Annotated in this window: 23 protein-coding genes and 2 pseudogenes; 6 read left to right on the top strand and 19 right to left on the bottom strand. The window is 51.5% G+C overall.

Annotated elements, in window-relative coordinates; all coding sequences use genetic code 11:
* Positions 1-46 precede the first annotated feature (46 nt).
* The 5 genes from MKY58_RS11795 to MKY58_RS11775 are packed head-to-tail and all read right to left on the bottom strand — an operon-like array spanning position 47 to position 4666.
* Positions 47-823 (bottom strand): ABC transporter permease, encoded by a 777-nt coding sequence (locus MKY58_RS11795; RefSeq protein ID WP_339324683.1) that lies wholly within the window; start codon positions 821-823, stop codon positions 47-49.
* A gap of 21 nt (positions 824-844) precedes the next feature.
* Positions 845-1621: an ABC transporter ATP-binding protein gene (locus MKY58_RS11790; RefSeq protein WP_036715264.1), complete on the bottom strand. Its 777-nt coding sequence runs from the start codon at positions 1619-1621 to the stop codon at positions 845-847.
* A gap of 11 nt (positions 1622-1632) precedes the next feature.
* Positions 1633-2643, bottom strand: a complete 1011-nt coding sequence (locus tag MKY58_RS11785) for an ABC transporter substrate-binding protein (RefSeq protein WP_339324682.1) — start codon at positions 2641-2643, stop codon at positions 1633-1635.
* Positions 2636-4090 (bottom strand): aryl-sulfate sulfotransferase, encoded by a 1455-nt coding sequence (locus MKY58_RS11780; protein WP_339324681.1) that lies wholly within the window; start codon positions 4088-4090, stop codon positions 2636-2638. Before MKY58_RS11780 ends, MKY58_RS11785 begins: the two co-directional genes overlap by 8 nt.
* 33 nt (positions 4091-4123) lie before the next feature.
* Positions 4124-4666, bottom strand: coding sequence for a MarR family transcriptional regulator (locus MKY58_RS11775; protein ID WP_339324680.1), 543 nt, complete (start codon positions 4664-4666; stop codon positions 4124-4126).
* Positions 4667-5201: 535 nt separating this feature from the next.
* Here MKY58_RS11775 and MKY58_RS11770 point away from each other — a divergent pair.
* Both MKY58_RS11770 and MKY58_RS11765 read left to right on the top strand, forming a co-directional pair.
* A pseudogene (locus MKY58_RS11770) lies at positions 5202-6547 on the top strand (cytochrome ubiquinol oxidase subunit I).
* Positions 6544-7566 carry a cytochrome d ubiquinol oxidase subunit II gene (locus tag MKY58_RS11765; RefSeq protein ID WP_339324679.1) on the top strand — a complete coding sequence of 341 codons (1023 nt, stop codon included), beginning with the start codon at positions 6544-6546 and terminating at the stop codon, positions 7564-7566. The pseudogene MKY58_RS11770 and the gene MKY58_RS11765 overlap by 4 nt, the downstream one beginning before the upstream one ends.
* Positions 7567-7645: 79 nt before the next feature.
* On the opposite strand, the gene MKY58_RS11760 is transcribed toward MKY58_RS11765, so the two are convergent.
* The 3 genes and pseudogenes from MKY58_RS11760 to MKY58_RS11750 form a co-directional block, all read right to left on the bottom strand.
* Positions 7646-8470, bottom strand: coding sequence for an ABC transporter permease (locus tag MKY58_RS11760; RefSeq protein ID WP_339324678.1), 825 nt, complete (start codon positions 8468-8470; stop codon positions 7646-7648).
* Positions 8467-8772 (bottom strand): annotated as a pseudogene (locus tag MKY58_RS11755) (daunorubicin/doxorubicin resistance ABC transporter ATP-binding protein DrrA); the annotation flags it as partial. The gene MKY58_RS11760 and the pseudogene MKY58_RS11755, both read right to left, overlap by 4 nt.
* Positions 8773-8784: 12 nt before the next feature.
* Entirely contained in the window at positions 8785-9441 is a 657-nt protein-coding gene (locus tag MKY58_RS11750) for an ATP-binding cassette domain-containing protein (RefSeq protein ID WP_339324677.1), read from the bottom strand.
* 237 nt (positions 9442-9678) lie between these two features.
* Here MKY58_RS11750 and MKY58_RS11745 point away from each other — a divergent pair, with 237 nt between their 5' ends.
* Entirely contained in the window at positions 9679-10455 is a 777-nt protein-coding gene (locus MKY58_RS11745; RefSeq protein WP_339324676.1) for a TioE family transcriptional regulator, read from the top strand.
* Positions 10456-10512: 57 nt separating this feature from the next.
* Here MKY58_RS11745 and MKY58_RS11740 read toward each other — a convergent pair whose 3' ends face one another.
* Positions 10513-11211 carry a 2-phosphosulfolactate phosphatase gene (locus MKY58_RS11740; protein WP_339324675.1) on the bottom strand — a complete coding sequence of 233 codons (699 nt, stop codon included), beginning with the start codon at positions 11209-11211 and terminating at the stop codon, positions 10513-10515.
* Between the two features lie 227 nt (positions 11212-11438).
* On the opposite strand from MKY58_RS11740, the gene MKY58_RS11735 reads away from it, so the two are divergent.
* The 3 genes from MKY58_RS11735 (at position 11439) to MKY58_RS11725 (ending at position 14585) form a co-directional block, all read left to right on the top strand.
* Positions 11439-12752 (top strand): MFS transporter, encoded by a 1314-nt coding sequence (locus MKY58_RS11735; protein WP_339324674.1) that lies wholly within the window; start codon positions 11439-11441, stop codon positions 12750-12752.
* A gap of 109 nt (positions 12753-12861) precedes the next feature.
* Positions 12862-13716 (top strand): phosphosulfolactate synthase, encoded by an 855-nt coding sequence (locus MKY58_RS11730; protein ID WP_339324673.1) that lies wholly within the window; start codon positions 12862-12864, stop codon positions 13714-13716.
* A 269-nt stretch (positions 13717-13985) separates the two neighbouring features.
* On the top strand, positions 13986-14585 hold the full coding sequence (locus MKY58_RS11725) for a YitT family protein (protein ID WP_339325128.1): 600 nt from the start codon (positions 13986-13988) through the stop codon (positions 14583-14585).
* Positions 14586-14620: 35 nt separating this feature from the next.
* Here the strand turns inward: MKY58_RS11725 and MKY58_RS11720 are convergent, their stop codons facing one another.
* The 10 genes from MKY58_RS11720 to MKY58_RS11675 form a co-directional block, all read right to left on the bottom strand.
* Entirely contained in the window at positions 14621-14914 is a 294-nt protein-coding gene (locus MKY58_RS11720; protein WP_339324672.1) for an RNA polymerase alpha subunit C-terminal domain-containing protein, read from the bottom strand.
* Positions 14915-14992: 78 nt separating this feature from the next.
* Complete coding sequence (locus MKY58_RS11715) at positions 14993-15586, bottom strand: dienelactone hydrolase family protein (protein ID WP_339324671.1); 594 nt, start codon at positions 15584-15586, stop codon at positions 14993-14995.
* Between the two features lie 31 nt (positions 15587-15617).
* Positions 15618-16040: a VOC family protein gene (locus MKY58_RS11710; RefSeq protein ID WP_339324670.1), complete on the bottom strand. Its 423-nt coding sequence runs from the start codon at positions 16038-16040 to the stop codon at positions 15618-15620.
* A gap of 29 nt (positions 16041-16069) precedes the next feature.
* Positions 16070-16588, bottom strand: a complete 519-nt coding sequence (locus MKY58_RS11705) for a GNAT family N-acetyltransferase (RefSeq protein ID WP_339324669.1) — start codon at positions 16586-16588, stop codon at positions 16070-16072.
* 41 nt (positions 16589-16629) lie between these two features.
* Complete coding sequence (locus MKY58_RS11700; protein ID WP_339324668.1) at positions 16630-17079, bottom strand: hypothetical protein; 450 nt, start codon at positions 17077-17079, stop codon at positions 16630-16632.
* A gap of 125 nt (positions 17080-17204) precedes the next feature.
* The gene (locus MKY58_RS11695) at positions 17205-17666 is read right to left on the bottom strand and encodes a ribosomal-processing cysteine protease Prp (protein ID WP_339324667.1); all 462 of its coding nucleotides are present in this window, start codon (positions 17664-17666) and stop codon (positions 17205-17207) included.
* A gap of 265 nt (positions 17667-17931) precedes the next feature.
* Positions 17932-18828, bottom strand: a complete 897-nt coding sequence (locus tag MKY58_RS11690) for a hypothetical protein (protein ID WP_339324666.1) — start codon at positions 18826-18828, stop codon at positions 17932-17934.
* Positions 18829-18905: 77 nt separating this feature from the next.
* Complete coding sequence (locus MKY58_RS11685; RefSeq protein ID WP_339324665.1) at positions 18906-19595, bottom strand: DinB family protein; 690 nt, start codon at positions 19593-19595, stop codon at positions 18906-18908.
* A 190-nt stretch (positions 19596-19785) separates the two neighbouring features.
* Positions 19786-20238: a GNAT family N-acetyltransferase gene (locus tag MKY58_RS11680; RefSeq protein ID WP_339324664.1), complete on the bottom strand. Its 453-nt coding sequence runs from the start codon at positions 20236-20238 to the stop codon at positions 19786-19788.
* A gap of 192 nt (positions 20239-20430) precedes the next feature.
* On the bottom strand, positions 20431-22065 hold the full coding sequence (locus tag MKY58_RS11675; RefSeq protein ID WP_009225464.1) for an IS5-like element ISPaen2 family transposase: 1635 nt from the start codon (positions 22063-22065) through the stop codon (positions 20431-20433).
* Positions 22066-22116: the final 51 nt, after the last annotated feature.

Raw genomic sequence — 22116 nt, 5'->3', positions numbered from 1 at the left:
CCTTCTTCGTTTATTCCGTCTCAATTCCATCCGGTATACCTGTTCGTCAGCGTCTCAATGAGCTCGTGCTGACGACGCCGTATCTGGACAGCAGCTTGCGCCCCAGCAGCGCGACGGCCCGGTCGGTGAGAAAACCCATCAGGCCCAGGCAGATCAGCCCGACGAAAATCCAGTCGGTGCGGAAAAACAGCCGCGAATTCCAAATCAGATAACCGACGCCTTCGTTGGATGCGATCATTTCCGCCCCGATGATCGCCATAAACGACGTTCCCATCGCAAGGCGAATCCCGGTAAAGATATAAGGAACCGTTGCCGGAATGATGACGTGGATGACGATTTGCCATTCCGACGCGCCCATGCTGCGGGCCGACCTGATTTTATCCTCTTCGACGGAGAGGACGCCGGTTAACGTGTTCAAGATCACGATAAAAAACGTGGCGTACATGATGAGCATCACTTTGGACGTTTCCCCGATCCCGAACCATACGAGGAACAACGTGATAAACGCGATCGGCGGAATAAACCGGATAAAATTGAGGAACGGCTCCGCAAACGCCCGGATGGCCCCTACTTTACCGATCAAGATGCCGACGGGCACGGCGAGCAGGCTGCCCAGGGTCCATCCGAGCAGCACGCGGTACGCGCTGATCCCGATATATTGCAGCAGTGTTCCGTCCGCAAGCAGCTCGTAGCCGCCTTTTGCCGTATACAGCGGTCCCGGAAGGATTTCCGGTCCGTAGATCAGCGATATCAGCTGCCAGAGAACCAAGATCCCGATCCAAAACGCAATGTTCAATGACGTTTTTTTGAAATTACCGTTCATGGTGTCCCTCCGTTCCTTCCCCTACTCTTCGAAATGCGCCTGAATGCGATTGTACAATGCGTGGAATTCAGGCGCGGACATGTCGCGCGGATAGGCCAGCGGCACATCGTAGATATGCGTTATTTTGGACGACGGACCGGCCGACATGATACCGATGCGCCCTCCGAGCAGCAGCGCCTCCTGAATGTCATGGGTCACGAAAATGACCGTCTTGTCGGTATCCCTCCAAATGTTGACCAGCTCCCTCTGCATCGTGCGCCGGGTCATCGCGTCGAGCGCGCCGAACGGTTCATCCATCAGCAGGATGGACGGGTCGTTCGAGAGCACCCGCGCAAGCTGGACGCGCTGTTTCATGCCGCCGGACAACTCGCGCGGGAATTTGTTCTCATGCCCTCGGAGTCCAACGAGACCTATGAAGCGGTCCGACACTTCCTTCCGCTTCGCTGCCGGAATGCGTTTCATGCGCAGGCCGAACTCCACGTTCTCCCTTACGGTCAGCCACGGAAAAAGCGAGGAATCCGCCTGCTGAAACACCACCGCTCGGTCCTGTCCCGGCCGGTCCACTTCCTTTTCCCCGACCCGGACCTGCCCCGAGGTTTTGGAGACGAAACCGGCGATCAGGCTGAGCAGGGTGGATTTCCCGCAGCCGCTCGGCCCAAGCAGGACAAAAAATTCTCCCCCTTTGACGACCAGGTCCACGTCTTGAATAATGTAATGAAGATGGCCGGCGCCCGGGGACGCGTAGCTCTTGTTTAACCGTTCAATATGGATTTCGTTTGGCTTTGGCAGCGAGCTCATGGGTTTCCCTCCTATTTCAATTCGATGACGCGGTCCGGAAACGCCTGGCGTACCAGGTCCAGATTCAGTTTCGCATGAAGGTCGAAATCTTTTTCGATGATCTTGTTTTCGACCATATATTTTTTCTGTCCGACCAATCCCTCGTATGCTTTTTGCGTGAAGCCGATATTCCACGGATTTTTCGGAAGATCCTTAAGCGTTGCTTCTCTCGGCTGTTTCACTTCGTCGTACATCATATCCGCCGTTTCGTCCGGATGGGCCTGCGCATAAGTCGAGGCTTCATCCAGCGCCTTCAGGAATTCCACCATGCTTTCCTTGTGGTCCTGGATGAACGAACTTGCGGCAATCAGCCCCGTACCGATCCGCACCGGCGTTTGGGACATATCCGACAGCTCGCGGGCCTCCTCAAGCCCGGCAAACTTCTGGTTGAGCACCGCTCCGTATACCCATGCCGCGTCGATTTCGCCTTTTTTCAGCGCGACGTACGCTTCGTCAAACCCGCCCTGCCCTACGAGCGTCACGTCGGATAACGAAATGCCGTTTTGCTGCAGGTAAACGTCCCATAGATACGGAATAAACGTGCCTCTCGAAAAACTCAGCTTTTTGCCTTTCAGATCGGCTGCGCTGGCGATTTCCTTGCGGGCAAACAGTTTCCACTCGCTTGCGCTTAGATCCGTGGCCGTACCGGAGGAGGCGAAGATGGAATAATCGCCTTTGCTGACGGCGTTCAGCAGCGGGAAGTCCGCGCCGAAGGCGACGTCGACCTGCTTGATGAACAAGGAATTCACACCTTCGGCCGGGGTGGCGAAGTTCACGAGCTCGGCGTCGATGCCGTGTTTCTCGAAAAAGCCTTTTTTCTTCGCGACGCGGAAGACCGTATTGGTCGATATATCGGCAATCTTGAGCTTCAGTCGGCCGCCCTGGCTCGATCCCGCGGCCGTTCCGCAGGCGCTAAGGAGCGAAGCCGACAGCACGAGGGCCATGACGACGAGACTCAAGCGCCGAATGTGCAGCTTATTCATCGCCGGCGCTCTCCTTCCGGATGGTTTCGTCTGTCGTGGCCACGCAGAAAGCGCCTTCCCCGTAAGATACCGTCCCTTCCACATCGACGGCCGTGACCGCTCCCCGGGCAGCGGCGCCCGGCAGCCGGAAATCGGCGACGTCGATCGGGGCGATTTCCGTTTCGACCGGCGCTTCCAACTGCGGAATCCACTCGTAAGGGACCCGATAAGCGCGGTAGACCATGTTGGAATTCCGTTTGTTTTTGTACGGCGAAATGTATTCCCATACCAGTTCATGCTCGCGCGTCACTTCAAAGATTCTGCCGTCGGCGCCTTCCGTAATGAGCGTGTTGCCGTTCGGGAGACGCTGCGCCGAGCTGATGTAAGGACTATAGAACCGGTAAGAGTCGAGCGGCGCCTGGAATCCGGCCTCCGTCGGCGTATACTGCCATTCGATCGCAAGTGTGACCGGGTTGATCTCCAGAATGCGGGAATGGTCGCGGCGCGCCACCTTCAGCCCGTCCGGAGCTTCGGGGTTCGGACTGCCGTAGCCGCCCCAGCCGCCGTTATCGAATACGAGGATATTCCCTTCGCCAGGCAGCCCCCGCGGAATGAGATGGGCATGGTGCTGGCCGATGATCCAGCCGATATGCTCCGTTTCTTTCGACGAATAATCGGGTCCCAGCTTCCATACGATGTTCCCGGATTTTTTATCGATGATCGCGATGATGTTCGCTTCGCGGGCGTCCCAGATCAGGTTGTCGGGATGGAACCGCTCGTCCCCCGCATCGTAATGTTTGTTCGGGCCGAGCACCGATACAGAATTGATATGCATCCAGTCCCCCGAGTGGGTGCCGAACGCTCGCGTGTTGGGATCGCGGAACAACGCCTGTTTGGCCGCTTCGTCGAAGCCCAGCTCGTCAAAATGGTCGCTGACCGCCCATTCCCAAATGACGTTCCCTTCCCAATCCACCTCGATGATCGTATCGTCGAGCAGCTCGGTGTCGGAAATGTCCGGCCGGTTCACGTTTTTATGCGCAAGGATGATCGTGTTCCCTCCGTCCACCTTTGGCGTCAGCCCTGGGGCGTAATACCCTACCGGATTGCCTTCGCGCTGATAATCATGATGCTGGCGCGCCATCCATTGCGCCGGATGGCCCGGATCCTCGATCCATGCGTAACGGTCGAATGTCCAGACGATGTTGCCGTCCCAGTCCACTTGCACCAGGTTGGCTTCGTCCTGGAAACCGTATTTCGGGTCGCGTTCCGCCGTGCTGCCGAGCACGTAACCTCCCGGAAATATTTTGTTCGGAAAACCCCGCAGCCCTTTCCAAAGACGGACCTCCCTGCCGTTCATGTCAATGAGCAACGCGCCGGTATCGGCCGCCTGATAAATCGTATACCCGCTCCAAGCTTTGCCTGGCAGGTAAACCGTCGTTCCCGTCGGATAAATCGTTGGATGTCCCATCTTGTTTCTCCCTTCCCGTTTGCGATTATCGTTTTAATACGAAACAAATTTGTTTGAGCGCTTGCCGCTCTCCTTGATGCAAACCGCTTCCGTCTTCAAGTCTCTGCCGGCCGATTCCGCTTTTTGGATAACCGCTTCGGCAAATCCCTCCAGGCGGCCATGCAATCGCTGGAATAAGAAGATCAGAAGCTCGAGTTCTGCGAAGGTAAAGGACCCGAACAACGCGTCGATCATATAAGTCCCTGCCTCCCTGTTCCGTGCGACCATCTCTCTTCCTTGCTCGGTAATGTCCAGCGCCACCGTCCTCCGGTCGGTTTTGCTTCGTTTGCGGACGGCAAATCCCAAAGCTTCCAGTTTGTCGCAGATCGCGGTGACGGCACCGGACGTAAAATCCAGCTGCTCGGCGATATCCCCAAGTCCTTGTTCCCCGTCCCTCACAATGGCGTTCAGGATGAGCATGCCCGGGAGCGGGACGCCTTCGATCGTAATTTTGTCGCGCTCCTTGACGAATCTTCGGACCAGCTTGCGAAAATGCCAATCCGCTTCCTCCATTTGTGCCCAATCTTTTTCCTTCATGCCGCTCCTTTCCGGCGTTATCGACCTTGCTCTGGCTGATTTTAAGAAAAAGGCCTTCCCTGCCCCTCCATCGCGAGCCTTGCGCCGGGAAACAGAAAAGGCCCCTGGTTCTCTACCGGCATGTTTCCGGTATCGATCGCAGGAGCCTTTGGTGGACCAATCGGCTGATCATTTGTTTAATGTTGAAATAACGAGCATTCATTCAATGAACGATAACCCGTTGGGCTTGACGTAAGATTAAACCAATTATTCACACCTGTCAAGTAGGTTTTTATTCATAATTTGATGCGTACGAAAAATTGCCGCTTGAAGTCTATAGGTTAACGATCTTTATATTATGTAAACTGTAAAAACAACAAGTTCACCCTGCTCTCCTTGTTACTCCAATCTCTTCAAAGAGTCATGGAATAACCTACCCGCGCTATTTTCGCCTTTTAACCCCCCTTTCAATTCCCCGAATTTACATCTCAGGAATACTTTGGATGGCTTCGGTTCACAATAAGATGCGATTTTACGTTCAGAACGGAGGCATCTCATGGATAACGTTATGCTGGCGCGATCGCTGTTCGGGTCGTCCATGGCGTTTCATATCATTTTCGCGACGCTTGGAGTTGGAATTCCCTTCATGATCGTTATTGCGGAAATTATGTATCAGGTAAAAAAAGACAAGGACTACGCCATGCTCGCCAAACGCTGGACGAAAGGCCTTGCCATCCTCCTGGGGGTAGCGATCCCCTCCGGAACGCTCGTGGGCGTCATGCTATCGCTGCTGTGGCCGGGTTTCATGGAGATCGTCGGCCAAGTCATCGCGCTGCCCTTTCAGATCGAGATCTGGGCGTTTTTCCTCGAAGCGTTGTTCATGTCGATTTATGTCTACGCGGCGGACCGGCTGCCGGCGGCGGTGCGAATCCTTAGCGTCGTTTTCGTGGCCATCGGTTCCAGCATGTCGGCTGTGCTGATTACGGACGCCCATGCGTGGATGAACACGCCAAGCGGCTTTCGGCTGGAAAACGGACAGGTGGTGGACGTGCATCCTTGGGCGGCCGTGTTTAATCCCAGCTTCGCGACGACGGCGATGCATGTGCTCCTGTCGGCCTACATGACCGGCGCTTTTGCCGTCGCCTCGGTGGCTGCCATGAAGCTGCTCAAACGCCGCCACTCGGAACGGGAACGGGCCTATCACTACAAAAGCTTGTTCCTCTCCCTGTTCATCGGCGGCATCATCTCGCTGATCACGGCGCTGAGCGGCCATGAAACGGCGCAAATGCTGCATACGCATCAGCCCGAGAAACTCGCGGCGGCCGAGGGGCTTTTCGAAACGCAAGCCTATGCCCCCCTTTCGATCGGAGGCGTGGTCGACAAGGAAACGCGCAGCATCAAAGGGGCGATCGAAATTCCTTGGGCCTCAGCTTCCTCGCAGGCAATCGCTTCGACACCATCGTCAAAGGCTTGAACGATTTTCCCGAAGAGGAGTGGCCTCCGCTGTTCGTGCATACGCTGTTTAATCTGATGGTGGGCATCGGCATGCTGCTGATTCTCGTATCTGTTTTTACAGTGGGCTTCCGCATCCTTGCCAAACGCCCTTACCCCCGATGGCTGTTATTCTCGCTGCTGTTTGCCGGCCCGCTATCCATGGTGGGCATCGAGACCGGCTGGGTGTTCAGCTGCACGGGACGGCAGCCGTGGACCATTTACCATATCCAGAAGACGGCATCCGCCGCGACGCAGGCCCAGCATTTGGGCTCGTTGTTTGTCCTTTTTCTCGGGCTGTATGCGTTTCTGCTGATCGTAACGGCGGTGGTCATGTTCTACTATTTCAAGCGGCATCCCGTTACTTTTGAACCGGTGGAAGGCCGGACCGGAGAAGGGAGAAGCCTATGAGCGACACGCAGCTGGCGATCACCATTCTTTGGTGCTTTATCTTTATCTATTCCATTGCGGGTTCCATCGACTTCGGCGCGGGGTTTTGGTCCATGGTGTTCAGCAAAAGGAATCCGCATGCCGCCGACATTGCCAACCGTTTTTTGTCCCCGTCCTGGGAAGTTACCAATGTGTTTCTCGTGCTGTTGGTCGTGGCGCTTGTCGGCTTTTTCCCCCGCGCCGCCTTTGTGCTGGGCACCCTGCTGCTGGTGCCGGTCAGCCTTGTGCTCGTGCTGCTGCTGTTTCGGAGTGCGTTTATCGTTTATTCGTATTCGGTGCAGAAACATGAACAGGCGCTGCGTATCGTTTCGGGGATCACCGGCCTGTTCATTCCCGGATTGCTGGTTAGCGTGCTGCCGATTTCGCTCGGCGGATTCATCCATACGGAGCAGGGCTTTCCCCAACTCGAATTCGGAACTTTGCTGCGCAGCGCCACATTGTACGCCCATGTCGGCTTCGGCATTCTGACGGAACTGTTCTTATCCGCCATATTCCTGTCCGATTACGGACGGGAAGCCGGAAACGAACAGGTGTCGCAGCAATTCCGCTCCCTCGCGATCGTGCTTGGCCCTTTGGCCCTTGCCATGGCCGTCTTGGCCACCTTTACGATGGTGCCGGAGGCGCTTTGGATCGTGGCCCGCATGCAGGAGCAATCGGTATGGTTCCTGCTGTCGGTCGCCGCGTTTGCGATCGGATACGGCGCCTTGTGGATTCGCCGGAAAGACGGCAGAAAAGGCTGGCCCCGGCTGGCCGTCGTGATGACGATCCTCCAGTTCGCGCTCGCGAGTTATGCGTACGGGAAAGCGCATCTGCCCTACATCGTTTACCCGAATTTGACCGTGGAAGCCGGCATCACGAACCATTCGATGTTCGTATCCTTGCTATGGGGGTACGGTTTCGGGACGGTCATTTTATTGCCGGTTTTCGTCTTGTTCTGGTGGTTGTTCTTAAAGGACAAGCGTTACCTGCGCACGAAGTAAAGCGAATCTGTTGTGCCGCATGTTGTTGGAGCTGCGAGAAGTCAAAAAAAAGCGCCCTTGACGGACGCTATGAACCTGTTTATTCATTCGTTTTTCGGCGGTAAAGCCAAAATGCCAAAGTCATGAAGACGAGCAGAATCGTTCCGAGCACGGCAAGCGCGGCGATAAGCACCGGGGCTTCCGCCGTGCCGTGCGTCAGTCCCCGGGCCGCCGAGGACGCCAAGCTCACAGGATTATAAGCCACGATTCGCCCGAGCCATGGCGGCATGGTGGACGTATCCGCAAAAACGTTGCTGGTAAACATGAGCGGGTACAACGCAATATATGACATTGTGGTGAGGGTTTCGGTTTTTTTGACGACGATTCCGATGCAGGCGAAAATCCAGCTTAAGCTGAATGCATACAGCATGACGAGCGCAAACGCAAGCAGGAATCCTGCGATGCCGGCTTCCGGGCGAAAGCCAAGCAGCAGGCCAAGCCCGAACGTGGTGAGGATCGCCGCCGCAAACGACAGCAAATGGATCGCCATCGTGCCGATGATTGCCGCGGGCTGCCAAAACGGAAGGCTTCTGAACCGGTTGAAAACGCCCCGTTCGATATCGGTTTTGATTCCGATTCCGATATACACCGTCATCGTGGTGACCGTATAAACCAGCATGCCCGGAAGCAGAAATTGCAGGTAATCGCCCGTCGAGCCGGAGATCGCCCCGCCGAACAAATACGTAAATATCAGCAAAAAGATCGCCGGAAAAACGATCGAATCGATCGCCAAATAATGAATGTTTCTGATCGTTTTGCGCCAGGAGCGCCAGATAAAGGTTGAGACGGCTTGCAGCGCGTTTGCTCTTTTGGGGCGTTCCCCTCCGTTCAGCGCCAACATAACCCTGGATGGCATCTGATTCATCGCGTTCCCTCCCCGATCGTTCCTTCTTGGACAGCCCTGCCGGTCAAGGCAAGGAATACTTCATCGAGGCTGGGCTGGCCGAGCGAAAATTGAACCGTTCCGATGCCGTTTCCGGATAGTTCGGCAAGCGCCAGCGCCGCTAGTTTGGGATCCGAAACGGACGCCGTGATCAAAGCGGGATCATCATGGGTAATTACAGTCGTCCCGAGTACGCGGTTCATCACCTGTTCGGCATTTGTCCGCTGCTCCGCACGGGTCAGCCGGACCTGAATCGTGCCCGATCCGACCAAAGCCTTCAACTCGCCCGGAGTCCCTTAGGCGACGACTGTTCCCCCGTCGATGACCGCAAGCGTGTCAGCAAGCTGATCGGCCTCCTCCAGGTATTGGGTCGTGAGCAGCACCGTCGTTCCCCGTCTCACCAACATCCGGACAATTTCCCAGACGTCGTTCCGGCTCCGGGGATCCAGCCCGGTCGTCGGTTCATCCAAAAACAGCAGGTCCGGCGCCACAAGCATGGCCGCGGCAATGTCCAGCCTCCGCCGCATGCCTCCCGAGTATTTTCCGGCCTTCCGGCCGGCTGCCTCGGAAAGGCCGAACCCTTCCAACAGTTCTTCGGCCCGGGCTTTGGCCGCTTTGGTTCCATACCCAGCAAGCCTTGCAAACAGCACCAGATTGTCGCGCCCGCTAAGCTCCTCGTCAACGGCGGCAAATTGCCCGGTTAACCCGATCCTTCGGCGAACCGCATCGGCCTCGCGAACGACGTCCCGTCCGAAGATTTTTACGGTTCCCGCGTCCGGGCGAAGAAGCGTGGACAAAATATGAACCAGCGTCGTTTTCCCGGCTCCGTTGGGACCCAGGATGCCGTACACCGTTCCCCGCGCCACGCCGAGGTCCAATCCTTTCAACACTTCCCGCGTGCCGTATGCTTTTCTTAATCCTTTCACTTCAATGGCAAGCTCCCTTTCCGCCATCGTTCCACCCGCTTTCTTACCGGTTTTGATTTTGAGGATGTTTCCTCTTGAAAATCCGCTTACAACCCGATTTTATAACACTCATGCAAATGCGAAGGTCCAGGAAAATAATTGCCGATGAAAAGCAATTTGATAACATAAACCTTCACATGTTACTTGAAGGTTTTATTAAAGTGTTTGCTTTGCTTGCAACGATTTGGTAGGATATACCCAATTCATGGGGGGAGGGATAAGAAATTGCGATACTACAAGCCGATCGAAATCGCCCGGGAACTGTACATCAGCACCAGCGCTTTGCGGCATTACGAATCCTGGGGAGCGGTTCCCGCGCCGGAGCGTTCGGAACACGGTTACCGCCTTTACACCCGGGTACATCTGGCTTATTTCCGCTGCCTTCGGGCGATGTTCAACGGATTTAGCGTCGGTCTCACCTGCAAAGTCCTTCGCCTCATTCAACAAGGCGACATGGATGAAGCCTTCTGGCTGGTCAATGAGGAGCAGGCGCGTTTGCACCACGAAAAAGCGGTTGCGGAGCAGACGTTGGCCCTGCTTCAGGATCCGGAGCTTCCGCTTGTCGCAAACGGCAAGCTGAAAAACCGCATGACGATCGGCGAAGCCGCGGCGCTGACCGACGTTCAGCCCTCGGCGATCCGGCACTGGGAAAAAGAGGGGCTGATCACGCCCGAACGAGATCCCGAAAACGGCTATAGGCTGTTTACCCCCGTACATATCAGGCAAATTTTACTTATACGCACCCTGCGCAAAACCGTTTATTATTTGGAAAACATGAAAGAAATCGTGCATGCCGTCGAGCGCAACAGCCTCGAAAAAGCCAAAAAAGTGACTTTGGAGGCCTTGTCCAGCATCCATGACCGTAACCGGAAACAGTTTTACGCGGTGTATCTTTTGACCGAGCTTTGTATTGAAGTCGGCCTGATCGATCCGAAGGAATACAACAAAAATATGTGGTACGACTATTACTACAAAACGGAACAGGATTCTCCGGAAAATTAACCCTTTTGTACGGCGGCACAAAAAAAGCCTGATTATTCAGGCTCCTCCTTCAATCCTTTATGTGCCGGCCGGGACTTTTTGCACGACCGGAGCTTGGCGCTCATTGCTCACCTTCATGACAAAACCGGTAGCATATTCTCTGGCGCATAACGTGATATCCTCTTCCAGAAATTCCGGCTTCCCCGCATCGTAAAATTTCGCTGCCGCCTCCGAACCGCGGATGCGCTCGATGGTCCGATCGGAGGAAATGCCGCCTTCGCCTTGAAGTATGCCTGCCATATATTCCGCGCATGCCAGATCATCGTCCCCGCTCGGATGCGAGGCGATCAGCTGCACTTTTACGTCTTCGCCCTTCATGAAATTTCGTTTGATGAATTCCGCCGTCGTTTTGGCATTGGTAAACCCGGTGACAAATACGTGGTCCGCGTTCAATGCGTTTAAAGCCGCCGCAACGCCGTTTGTCGTTTTCTGAATCAAATATTTCCCGTTCAAGTCGAAGCGCTGCAAGCGCGCCGGCGAATTGTCCAGTTCAAACCCCGGAATCGGCAGGCCTTGAATCTCTCCGGCCAACAGATGAGAAGGATAACGTTCTTTTAAACGGAAAGCCTCGGCCACCGTCCCCGCCAGCATGATTCCCCGCACCCCGCCGATAAAAGCGTAATGCGCCACCGTAAAAGCGCGTATCACGTCGATGATCACGTTGATGTCGGCGTCTTCCAACTCGCGGCTGCTTCCCTGAATGATCCGTAAAGGCATTGGTATCCCCTTTCACCCTATGCGTAAAGGTACTGCAATAATCAGTATATTGGCCCACATTCAGGTGGTGCTTTTTTAACGCAAAAAAATCCTTCCCCCCTCAAAGCCTGTCAAGCCTCGGTTCGTTTATGCCCATTCCCAAATCCGTAATTCCGGAATGTTATATTCCTTCTGCGGCAATAATTAGAATGGCGGAAAATCGCTAAATACAGTCAAGGAGCCACACCATGGAAAAAACGAAATCACGAAAAATGAATATCCGCTTTGAAAGCGATATCGAACTGACAAGCCCCGATGAGACGGCGGACCAAGAAGAGGCAAGCTCTAAACAATCGTCGGCAGACGGCCGTTCCAAAGGCCAACTATGGGAGTTCATTGCACTGGCCACCATTCCGATCGTGCTCGTTTTCGGCAATTCCATGCTGGTTCCCGGCCTTCCGCAAATGCAAAAAGAACTTGGCATCAGCAAATTCCAAAGCAGCTTGATCATATCGATTTTCTCTTTGGCCGCCGGCTTGTTCATCCCGCTAATCGGATATTTGTCGGACCGGTTTGGCCGCAAGGTCGTGATCATACCCGCGCTGATCATTTATGGTGCGGCCGGTATCCTGGCCGGCTTCGGCGCCATTTGGGACTCCTACACCGTCATTATCATCGCCAGGGCGATTCAAGGTTTTGCCGCCGCCGGAACCGCTCCGATTGCCATGGCGCTCGTTGGCGATTTATATGAAGGAGGGACGGAAAGCAAAGCCCTCGGCCTCATCGAAGCCTCCAACGGCGCAGGCAAAGTGCTCAGCCCGATCATCGGTTCCCTGCTCATGCTGATCGTCTGGTATGCTTCTTTTTTCGCCTTTCCCGTATTTTGCGCATTATCGCTTTTAGCCGTCATCTTTTTGATCAAAGAACGCAAACGGAGTCAGAAGCAGGAGCTAAAGGCATATCTCGGGAAAATCAAATGCATCTTCAAGGAGAAAGGCCGCTGGCTCGTCACCGCGTTTTTTGCGGGATCGCTTGGGCTGTTTATCCTGTTCGGCGTGCTTTTTTATTTGTCCAACATCCTTGAGGACAAGCCTTACAACATCGATGGCGTCGTCAAAGGCCTCATTTTGGCCATTCCCCTGCTGGGGATGGTCATCACCTCCTATACGACCGGAAGTTTGATCAAGAAAAAGGGCCTCCTCATGCGCGTGCTGATGAATGTCGGACTTATTGCCATGACCGTTTCGCTCGCGGCCACCTTGTTCTTTTTGAAAAACATCTATGTGTTTATCGGCTTGCTGACCATCAGCAGCATCGGAACGGGCATGCTTCTCCCCTGCCTGAATACGCTCATCACGGGAGCCGTCGAAAAAAGCGAGCGCGGCATGATCACGTCGCTTTACAACAGCTTGCGTTTTTTGGGCGTGGCTGTGGGACCGCCGCTGTTCGGCTGGATGATGGATAAATCGGATCGCGTCGTGTTTATTACGGTATCCGCGTTGTCTTTGATCACGCTTGGTTTCGTGTTCTTTTTGATCAAGCCTCCGCGCAAGGTCGGATAAAGCCGCAAAATGATGGAGCGGGATGGGCACCTGCCGTTCGGAATGCGCATAAGATACCAGTGTCATTTCGATTCAACGACAATTCAAAAAGAATTGAGGAGATCCCCAAATGAACATTTCCCTTCGTGCAGTATGGCCAAAAGAGTTATGCGACCCCAGCGGGCTGCGCGAACGTCAACTCGGCGGCAAAAGCCCGCAACAACTCGGCGGCGGGTTTACGATGGTCATCGATAAGGGCCTGGGCAGAAACGCGTTTACGGATCTGGTCGAAACCGCTTCAGATTATATCAGCTGCGTCAAATTCGGTTTCGGAACGGCTCCGCTATATAAAACGGAAGTTCTGCTGCACAAGATCAACCTTGCCAAACAGCACGGCATCCTGGTCATGCCCGGCGGAACCCTGCTTGAGACGGCCGTTCAGCAGGATCTCGTTCCCGTCTTTTTCAAAACGATATGCAACCTCGGGTTTAATGCGGTTGAAGTCTCCGACGGCACGATCGAACTGTCTCGCAGCAAACGCACGGAGCTGATTCGGGAAGGCAAACAGCACGGGCTCCGGGTCTTCACGGAATACGGCAAAAAGCTTTCCGGCTCTCTCATCGACGCCGCCCGATTGGCTGAGACGATGGAGACGGATTTGGCCGCAGGCGCCGAGTTTTTGACGGTGGAAGCCCGTGAATCGGGGGTAGGCGTAGGCGTGTTCGACCAAAACGGCGAATGCCGGGAAAAAGTCATCCAGGATATCATCGAGTTTGTCCCGGATTCAAGCAAGCTGGTCTGGGAAGCGCCCCAGAAGCAGCAGCAAGCGATGTTTTTGCGCAAATTCGGCCCCAACGTGAACCTTGGCAACATCCCTCCCGGCGAAATTCTTGCGCTCGAGACGATGCGCCGGGGCCTCCGCCAGGACACGTTTGAATTCGGAACGAACCAAAAGCAAGCCGACGAATTTTGTTACGTGATTTAACCATACATCTACGGCCGATCGAAAGCTAAGCGTGGCGACAAACGCATAAAAAGAAAACCGAAAGCACTTTCGCCATAAGTTCTGAAGCTAAGGCATTCTGACATGAACCCGTTCGTTATTCCAGAATGCCTTATATGTATCTTTTGCAGTTCCCGGAATCCCCTTCTATAGACAAGCATACAATGTATGCAAAGAAGGATTCATACTCCACTCAATGAAGGAGATTCCGCGTGAAGATTCAAATGATTTCCGGCCGCAGCAAGCCGTTTATGATCCGCCATATTTCCAGAAAACTCTTTTTTATCACCGCAGGTTCCGTCATCCAAGGGTTCGCGATGGCTGTTTTTTTGTTTCCGCATGCCATTCCGTCCGGGGGAGGAGCCGGGATCGCGGTGCTTTTGAACCATGCGTTCGGCGTTCCGATGAGCCTGGGACTGTGGATGGCCAACTTTGCTTTCCTCATTTTTACGGTCCATTATTTGGGCAGCGTCAGCGCCTTCGGGACCGTTTTTGTCATTACGGTAACTTCGGTATCGGTGAATTTCTTCGAGGTGTTCGTTAAACCGCCGATCGGCAACGTATGGATCGATCTTCTTATCGGTTCGGTCATTTTGGGGACGGGCATTTCGGTGCTCCTTAGGCAGAGGGTATCCAACGGAGGCATCGGATATGTGGCGCTCGCGATTTACAAATACAAACGAATCCATCCCGGCACGTCGTTATTTTGGATGAACGGATTCATTTTTATTTTGACCGCCTATGTCATCGACTGGAAAATCATCGTTCTTGCGGTAGCATGCCAGTGGATATCGACCCGGGTCATCAAGTGGATTCACCGGTTTCCGATTCCCGTCTGGCGCGGCAAGTAACCGACTGTTAAAGGCTGCGCAGGACATTCATGCGCTCACGATTTGAAGGACAAACCGGCTTCTTCTAAAGCAGCCCGAAGTTTGGGCAAAGAAGCCGGGCCCATGCCATGAAATTGCAGGATTTCTTTTTCGCTGTACTCCGAAAGTTTTTGGAGAGAGGTGATTCCATGATTCTCCAATGCCCGTCTGGCCGGCGCGGAAAGAAGCAATAGGAAGCCCGTTTCGTTTTTGGGTTCCTGCCCGCAAATCGGGCATGTCGGACAATCGCTGCTTTTATAATACCGGTGTCCTTGGCTGCAGGTTTTAGCATCCCCTGTTGGAGTCGGCATGTTCAATCCTTCACCCTTTCAACAATGCGCCCCTAGCGCATGATATGTATTCATCATTCATTTTCCCGATCGTTCAATTCAGCCAGCGGTTTGCTTGAGGAAATCCTTGCACCTCTTCAGGCATTGGTGGTACTCATTGAAGTTGTAAGCGTCATGATAAGGGTTCATAAATCCATGTTCGGCGTCGATCATTTCGACGTACGCGTTCTGTTTATCCCTTAATTTTTGCTGCAAATCCAATGCGTTAAACGATTTCTCATGCTTAGCGAAAAACAATAAGGAGGCGCAAGCGGGTTCGATCTCCGTATAATTTCTGATTCTCGATCCGTAAAATCCGACGATGCCGTCTACTCCGTGCCCGCTCGTCATCCATGCGATCGTTGCGCCCACGCTAAATCCAATGATAAAAATCCGCTCATACTCGTCCCGGTTTTGATCTACGATGTTGCATACATGGCGATGTGCACCGGCAAATCCGATCTCGTTCATAAAATAATGGTAGGCTTGGTCCTCCTGATCATAGGAAAATGCTTCCCGGCCAATTAGCTTCGGAACGATCACATCAAAACCTTCCTCGATCATCAAGTCGCTATAAAATTTCATATGATCATTAACTCCATAAATTTCATGCAGAAGAATGATCAGATTTTTCCCAGGGTGATTTGGGGTCATCAGGTCTCCAACTTTCTTCCATTTTCTTTGACTAGCTCATTCTTTTCATCATCGGATGGTCTTCGTTGAGCTGCAGCAAATCCCACAGGTTCCCGTAAAGGTCTTTGAACACTGCCACCATCCCATAAGGCTGCTCCTGGGGGTCTCGGACGAACTCTATCCCATTTGAAACCATCTCGCGATAATCTCTCCAAAAATCATCCGTGTTTAAAAATAAAAATACTCTCTCGCCGGTTTGATTCCCGATAAATGGTTCTTGCTCCGGTTTCGACGCTTTTGCCAGCAGTATTGTCGCTCCTGACGACCCAGGGGGAGATACGACGACCCACCTTTTGTCTTGTTCGGGTTGATATGTATCTTCAATTAATTCAAAATGAAGCTTTTTCGTATAAAAATCAATGGCTTCATCATAATCCTTCACGACAAGCGCGATGTGGACGATAGACTGGATCATTCCCTTTTCTCCTCCGATTCCCATAGGCTTCAATCCTTCCAATCATCAAAAGAGCGATTTAACCGGTATTGTATGAGCTGTGCGTTTTTTCCTAAATATACTTCGCTCCCATGTCGGCCCGTCTCCTCAAAACCTAATTTCTCCAGCATTTTTCTGGATCGGATATTCGTTTCATGCGTTTCCGCGTAAAACATGGAAATTCCATACGTCTTTACCCCGTATTCTATCATACATAGAGCAGAATGATATCCTATTCCCTTTCCCCATAAGGAGCTTTCACCGATGGCGATCCCCAGTTCGGCCGTATGGTTTTGAATGCAGGCTAAATCCGCATAACCAATCAACTGTTTATTCCATTCTATGCCCAATCGTACAAAATCATCTGCCGCCGCATGGATGCATTGATTCCACCATTTGCACAGCTCTTCAGGGCTGCGATTCTTCTCCCATCCATTTGCCGAACAGAAGGCGTCATCCTTGCTCCAGTTTAAGACAATGGGATAGTCGCCCGAGGTTAAACGCCTTAGATTTATCGATGCCGTTGACATAGACCCCCCCTACTGTTTACTTCGGATTCCTCCGCTTACCGTCATTTATTTTTTAATTTGCTCTTTATACTTTCATCAGATAAGACGAAAAGAATGGAGAGATCGTTTATGGTTTTTATTTGTACAAAATGATCGTTTTTCAGATCTTCCTTCATCCCCGTTACATGGACTTGACCTTTATTGCTTGGATCACTTGGGTCATAAATAAACGAAACCTCATAATCGGCATAACCTTTTCGATATATGTAAGAATACAAATTGTCTGTATTGGTCCCCTCATTATAAATGAAATATTGTCCCACTTTTCCGGTTTCCCGAGCTTTCGCTAACCATTGATTGACTTGATCGGCATGCTCCTTTTCCACCGCGTTCAATTTGTATTGGATCACTCGATCCATTTCGCTTTCCAAATCTTTTTTATGCGGCTCTTTTTTTATCGAACATCCCGTAAAGATCAATATAAAAGATAAAGCAAGCAACAGCTGTTTCATTATTTCTCCTTTCGTCTTAGATAGGATAAGGCATGTTCATTTACTTCTACGGTTCACTTCGCCACCTCCCTGTTATCTTCCCTTACTCGAAAAAATGAATGCCACTGGAACGCAACCATTGACTTTTAGCCCAGAAAACCAAAAAATCTTTTATTTTTCTCTACCTTGACCTCTTCTATGGTGATGTATTTTTCACCGTACGTGTGTTGGATCGTGTACATACCTAACCGGAGTGATTTGAACAGCAGAATGGATTCTTTGCTGACTCGACCATGAATCAAACATTGGATATAATTTTTGGTCGCTTCAATCTCGGCCTGATCTTCAGTAAATTGCTGGATGGAATGAACCGTATTCATCGACAAGGACGAAACCGCAGCTGCGATGATGTCCAATCCGTATTGAATAAAGCCCGTTGTCCCCTTGGCGATAAAACCAAATATATGATTTTGTGGGTTGATATAAAAAGTAATCGTAAAAGGTTCCCGCTCATCTTCATCCAGAATCTTTCTCTGGGTTTCAATATCTTTTTCCGGATTGTAAACCTTTGGGATCGTGGGTCTCATGTTTCCCATTCGTTCATTCATGATCTTCCTCCTTATCTATCCGGCATTCGTCTCATCATTCGGTCCTTGTCTTCTTCAAAATGATATTGCCTGTATAGACCATGAGCGTCTCGCGTACGACCTTCGGGTCTTCGATTTGCCCAATAACTTCTCGACATAAACCCGGTTATGGTTTCCATGTTTAATAATGTTTTTTCATCACTAATCAAAAAATGATCAAATTCAAGTCTCACGCCGATCACCCGTCTCTTTTTAGTTTTTTAAAATGGCATTAACGATTCCGTATTTATGAAGGAGAGAGCCTGCAGCGTAGTCCGCAAAAATCAAAGAGGCTTTCCATTACTTCAAGGCTCCGGATCGCGCTAAGCGCACCCTCTTTTTGTTCCAATAGATCTAGAGCGATATGTGCCCGCCGATGTGTCTGATTCAAAAATCCCCCTCCAAACCCATGACACCCTCGAGCGAGTGCCCAGCCAAAAGCGATGCATTTATCTCTTCTCATTTTTGTTGCGCCCATCCCCTCCGAACGGTTCCAAGCCCACCATGTTGCCAAGTGAATAAAATAGAATATCTCGTCTTCCCAATCCTCCGCACGAACTTGAAACCCCTCCATTACCAATCCCTCTTCGATTTCCATTGCAGTTAGAACATAGGGTTCATTCCGGAGATCATACCCCATTCTGTTTCTTACGGCTGCGACATCCATAAATGGCTCGATATAATTCGGCGTTGTTCCCCAAAAATTCCGATCATCGTCCGTTGCAAAAGGAGGCATCTGAAGCATCCCTGAATCTATGAGATCTTTTTCAGATCGCGCGGGGAAGTATGTCAGCTCTTTATCAGAAGGGTTGGATACTTTGTCGTTATACTCAAGCCAATATCCGCTTTCATCTTCCATATGGATTTGCTTCAACAGGGGCTTCATTCGATAAAAAAATTCCACAACCTGCTTGTGGACTTCGCTTGGCGCCAGTCCGGTTTTTACAAATCCGGAAAATTTCAAGGTGTCATCCCATTGAATGATGATGGATTCGCAATCTTGGTGCGGCGTAACCGTTATTAGATTTTTTTCCTTGCGGTCAATCTGCCAACCCTGATTCCTGGCGGAATCTTCTACATAGCTGATGAGTTTTGGGCCATGGTTTTTCTTCACGATTCCTTCATAGTGTATTGTAATCCCCAAATGAACTTGCCTCCTAACAAAATCAGGTATGAAATCGATGCGTATGACGAAGTGCAATAGGTGGTTTCCATGAAGCTTTAATTTTTTTGGATTCTTTGTTTAATTCGGATCGATTTATTCAAATGCAAAAAGAGATGTCTTGTCGCAGGCATCAGCATTAATCCGGCTATAGTCTTATTCCCCCAATAATCAAGCAACCAGGAGGCTTCATTTTTTACCGCTTTCTGCTCTTCAAGAATACCAATTCTTTCTGCGTCTACTTTCTTTCTAAACTCCCCCGGCGATAATTGAGCAACAATTTCCCGGGTTTTTCGTCCGACGGCGCTTCGATATTCCATTAATGCATTTATATCCATATTCTCACTTAGATCAGCAATTTCAATTTGTGTCATTTCGTTTCCTGAATGCGGGTAATCTACATTAAGTTTGTTGGCCCAATGACCCGAGTGTAATATTTGATTTCCTCCGCCTACAAGTATATTCATTGTCATATCTTCAATGCGTGTAATATGCCATATATGCCAAACAATAGAGTTCCGTGTATCAGGTGCCGTGACGGGATATGTACGAAATGATTCCTCCAATAAATCCTTCAGCAATTCATCTTCAAGGGACGCCGCTCGTGAATCGCTTATTTTTGATGAATGTAACAAACCATGTTGACTTAAGAAAAGATCCACTGAATTTTCATGTTCGCTTGGTTTTAGAATCATGTTGGTCAGTTTTTTATGATTTTCATTCCATTGCTTTCTTTGGTTTACATCCAAAGGAACACTTCCTTTTATTCGTCTGGTTTGAATTATATTTGCACCGATTTCATATAACGTTGTTATATGAGTGAGCCGAACCTTAGAGCGCATTTGTCTTTGGCCGGCTCATGATCCTATATTCTAGACTGAATGGACATCCTCGACGAACCTCCGGCGGCCAGGGGACACCCTGCTGATGCTGACCTTACTAACAAAAGGAATACTTCGCCAGCATTTCTCCCCACGGTGCTATCCCTACTTCTTTAAACCCTACCTTCGCGTATAATTTACGCGCTCCTTCGTTGTCAGGCTGATAGCCAAGAAAAATAACATTCGTTCGATCATGCTTACTCTCGATTTCGCGAATAATCAACTGCATGGCATCCTTGCCATATCCGCGTCCTTGAAATCGCTCGTCGATCATGAATCTGTAGATCCAATAGTTGCCGTCATCGGGATCTAACCCGTACATGGAAAAACCAATAAGGATTTCGTCCACATAGATTGCCCTGGTTACAAATCCAGGTAAAAATTGTGCCTCCGCGATCGAGTAGAGATTTGATGCAATAAACTGTTGTTGTTCGGGTTTGGGTTTAAGCTGAATACACTCTTCCCAGTTTGTGCGATCAATTGACCTTAAGCTAATCATTTTATTTTTCATGCCACATCACTCCTTTCAAATATTCTCCTTATCCGTAAACTCAACGCAAAATGGTTGCATCTCGGGATTTAAGCAGTACTCTATTCGTTGTCTAAAGTTTTTCCATTGTACTTTATGAAGTGCTTCCTCGATCGGGAAAAATCCTGCTTCCAAGCTTTCTTCCGATTTAGTTAGGGCTTGCTGAACGATTCTTTAACCGAAACTCATGGCTAGGCGACTGCGAGATAGCAGCGTAAAAATGAGGCAAAAAAGAACGCGGAGCCTGCGCTCCAGGTTCATCACCAGAAGTTGCAGCGTAATCACGGATTCACTTGTCTTTGCGAGGCGTGCTCGAATACAGCCAAGCCCGTACTTGCGCTTGCCTTCTCCGAACTTGCCTTCGATTGCGTTTCGTTCTCCGGTATCCTGTTTGGCCACTTGCCTATCTTCGCTTGTCGGGCCGTTTTTCGGCTTGCGTCCCAGTGCCGGTCCGCTGAGCCGAATCCCATGCTGTTTGCAGAATCTCCGGTTTTCGCGTGTGCGGTAGATCTGATCCGCTTGGACGACAGCCGGATAGAATCCCATGCGGCTGCGATACTTCTCGATCACGTCCATGAGCGTCGTGCTCTCGTTGAAGTTATCCCAAGATAGCCGATCAAGGAACGCGTAGCCCTTCGTCATGCTTACCGCGATCTTGGCTCCGAACTCGACGCGCGCCTTGGCTTTCCCGCGCACGATCGGCCTGACATGCGGCTGATGAATGCTGACGACCCGGTCTTCCATCTGGTGGGAACGCTCGTTGTACATGTGAAGCTGCTGACGGTACAGTTCGTGAATCACCAGCAGGTCGCGATAGGCTTTGCGGCCAAGTAGCGTGAGCGGTTGCGACTTGGCTTGCTCGGCGATGATGGAGAGGTTCCGTCCAACGTAACCGAGTTGCCTCCTGATCGCTTTGCGAATCACTTTCGGCCCCGGTCTGCGTTGCTTGGAAACGGCCAGAAACTGTTTGCGCGCTTTTTCCCGGTACGTGCGCGGTTTCGCCATTTGTCCGATGACCGGCTCATGCAGCGTATCGATGATCGCTTCGAGCTTCTCCCGCGCTTCATTCAACAGATTCAGATCGGTCGGATACGCCACATCCGCCGGCGCACAGGTGGCATCCACCAGCACGGTCCCTTGATTCGGCTGCTCAGGGGCTTCCCATTCTGCGGTCGATTTCGGATGCGCTTCGCAAACAAGTTTATTCGTTTCAGGAACCTCTGACTCTGTAGCCATCGACTCCACGGGAGACGCTGCTTCTGACGATGCGACTTGCGATTGTGCAAACATGGTTTGCTGCTCGACTTCTTCATCAGAGGCGCGCTTCTTCGAGCGCTTCCCTTGGCCTTTACCGCCGCCGGTCGCGTCGTTGCTGTCATCATCATCTTTCGTTTCCTTCGCACCTTCGGTGGCGACGATCTCATTCAACTCTGCCAGCACGTCCGTCAGACGCTTGCGGAAATGCGTCATCATGGAGTGATGGAACGGTGGCTTCATGACGAATCCAGGCAGACCAATGAAGTATTGCATGTAAGGATTTTCGCTGATCGACTCCAACGTTTCTCTGTCGGTCAGTTGCATTCGCTCCTGAATGATGAGCGCACCGAGCCCCATCCGAAGACTGATCGTTTGCTGGCCGCGAAAGGTGTCTTTGAAAAATTGACCGTATGTTTTCTCAGCCTCCGCCCACGGCACCAACCGCGCCAACTGGACCCAGCGATTGTCCTCGTCCAGCTTTCCGCCAAAGGGCAGAAAGAAATCGCCGGGCAGGATCAATTGATTATCGAGGTGCGCGGTCGGCTTAAACATCTTCGTCACTCCATCTGCAAAGGTTTTAGGTGGTTTTCAAACATTTCCTTT

The organism is Paenibacillus sp. FSL W8-0194, assembly GCF_037969745.1.
In the GTDB taxonomy this organism is placed as follows: domain Bacteria; phylum Bacillota; class Bacilli; order Paenibacillales; family Paenibacillaceae; genus Paenibacillus_AQ; species Paenibacillus_AQ cookii.
Note: the sequence above shows the minus strand (reverse complement) of the source record. Positions and strands in the feature narration are given on the sequence as shown.

Excerpts from the sequence above, each read along its gene's own strand:
- MKY58_RS11790 (WP_036715264.1), bottom strand. The coding sequence starts at position 1,621 with ATGAGCTCGCTGCCAAAGCCAAACGAAATCCATATTGAACGGTTAAAC.
- MKY58_RS11695 (WP_339324667.1), bottom strand. The coding sequence starts at position 17,666 with ATGAATGAACGAATGGGAAACATGAGACCCACGATCCCAAAGGTTTAC.
- MKY58_RS11725 (WP_339325128.1), top strand. The coding sequence starts at position 13,986 with ATGATCCGCCATATTTCCAGAAAACTCTTTTTTATCACCGCAGGTTCC.
- MKY58_RS11795 (WP_339324683.1), bottom strand. The coding sequence starts at position 823 with ATGAACGGTAATTTCAAAAAAACGTCATTGAACATTGCGTTTTGGATC.
- MKY58_RS11715 (WP_339324671.1), bottom strand. The coding sequence starts at position 15,586 with ATGACCCCAAATCACCCTGGGAAAAATCTGATCATTCTTCTGCATGAA.
- MKY58_RS11705 (WP_339324669.1), bottom strand. The coding sequence starts at position 16,588 with ATGTCAACGGCATCGATAAATCTAAGGCGTTTAACCTCGGGCGACTAT.
- MKY58_RS11780 (WP_339324681.1), bottom strand. The coding sequence starts at position 4,090 with ATGGGACATCCAACGATTTATCCGACGGGAACGACGGTTTACCTGCCA.
- MKY58_RS11680 (WP_339324664.1), bottom strand. The coding sequence starts at position 20,238 with ATGAAAAATAAAATGATTAGCTTAAGGTCAATTGATCGCACAAACTGG.
- MKY58_RS11760 (WP_339324678.1), bottom strand. The coding sequence starts at position 8,470 with ATGAATCAGATGCCATCCAGGGTTATGTTGGCGCTGAACGGAGGGGAA.
- MKY58_RS11675 (WP_009225464.1), bottom strand. The coding sequence starts at position 22,065 with ATGTTTAAGCCGACCGCGCACCTCGATAATCAATTGATCCTGCCCGGC.
- MKY58_RS11765 (WP_339324679.1), top strand. The coding sequence starts at position 6,544 with ATGAGCGACACGCAGCTGGCGATCACCATTCTTTGGTGCTTTATCTTT.
- MKY58_RS11740 (WP_339324675.1), bottom strand. The coding sequence starts at position 11,211 with ATGCCTTTACGGATCATTCAGGGAAGCAGCCGCGAGTTGGAAGACGCC.
- MKY58_RS11700 (WP_339324668.1), bottom strand. The coding sequence starts at position 17,079 with ATGAAACAGCTGTTGCTTGCTTTATCTTTTATATTGATCTTTACGGGA.
- MKY58_RS11750 (WP_339324677.1), bottom strand. The coding sequence starts at position 9,441 with ATGGCGGAAAGGGAGCTTGCCATTGAAGTGAAAGGATTAAGAAAAGCA.
- MKY58_RS11735 (WP_339324674.1), top strand. The coding sequence starts at position 11,439 with ATGGAAAAAACGAAATCACGAAAAATGAATATCCGCTTTGAAAGCGAT.
- MKY58_RS11710 (WP_339324670.1), bottom strand. The coding sequence starts at position 16,040 with ATGATCCAGTCTATCGTCCACATCGCGCTTGTCGTGAAGGATTATGAT.
- MKY58_RS11730 (WP_339324673.1), top strand. The coding sequence starts at position 12,862 with ATGAACATTTCCCTTCGTGCAGTATGGCCAAAAGAGTTATGCGACCCC.
- MKY58_RS11720 (WP_339324672.1), bottom strand. The coding sequence starts at position 14,914 with ATGCCGACTCCAACAGGGGATGCTAAAACCTGCAGCCAAGGACACCGG.
- MKY58_RS11775 (WP_339324680.1), bottom strand. The coding sequence starts at position 4,666 with ATGAAGGAAAAAGATTGGGCACAAATGGAGGAAGCGGATTGGCATTTT.
- MKY58_RS11785 (WP_339324682.1), bottom strand. The coding sequence starts at position 2,643 with ATGAATAAGCTGCACATTCGGCGCTTGAGTCTCGTCGTCATGGCCCTC.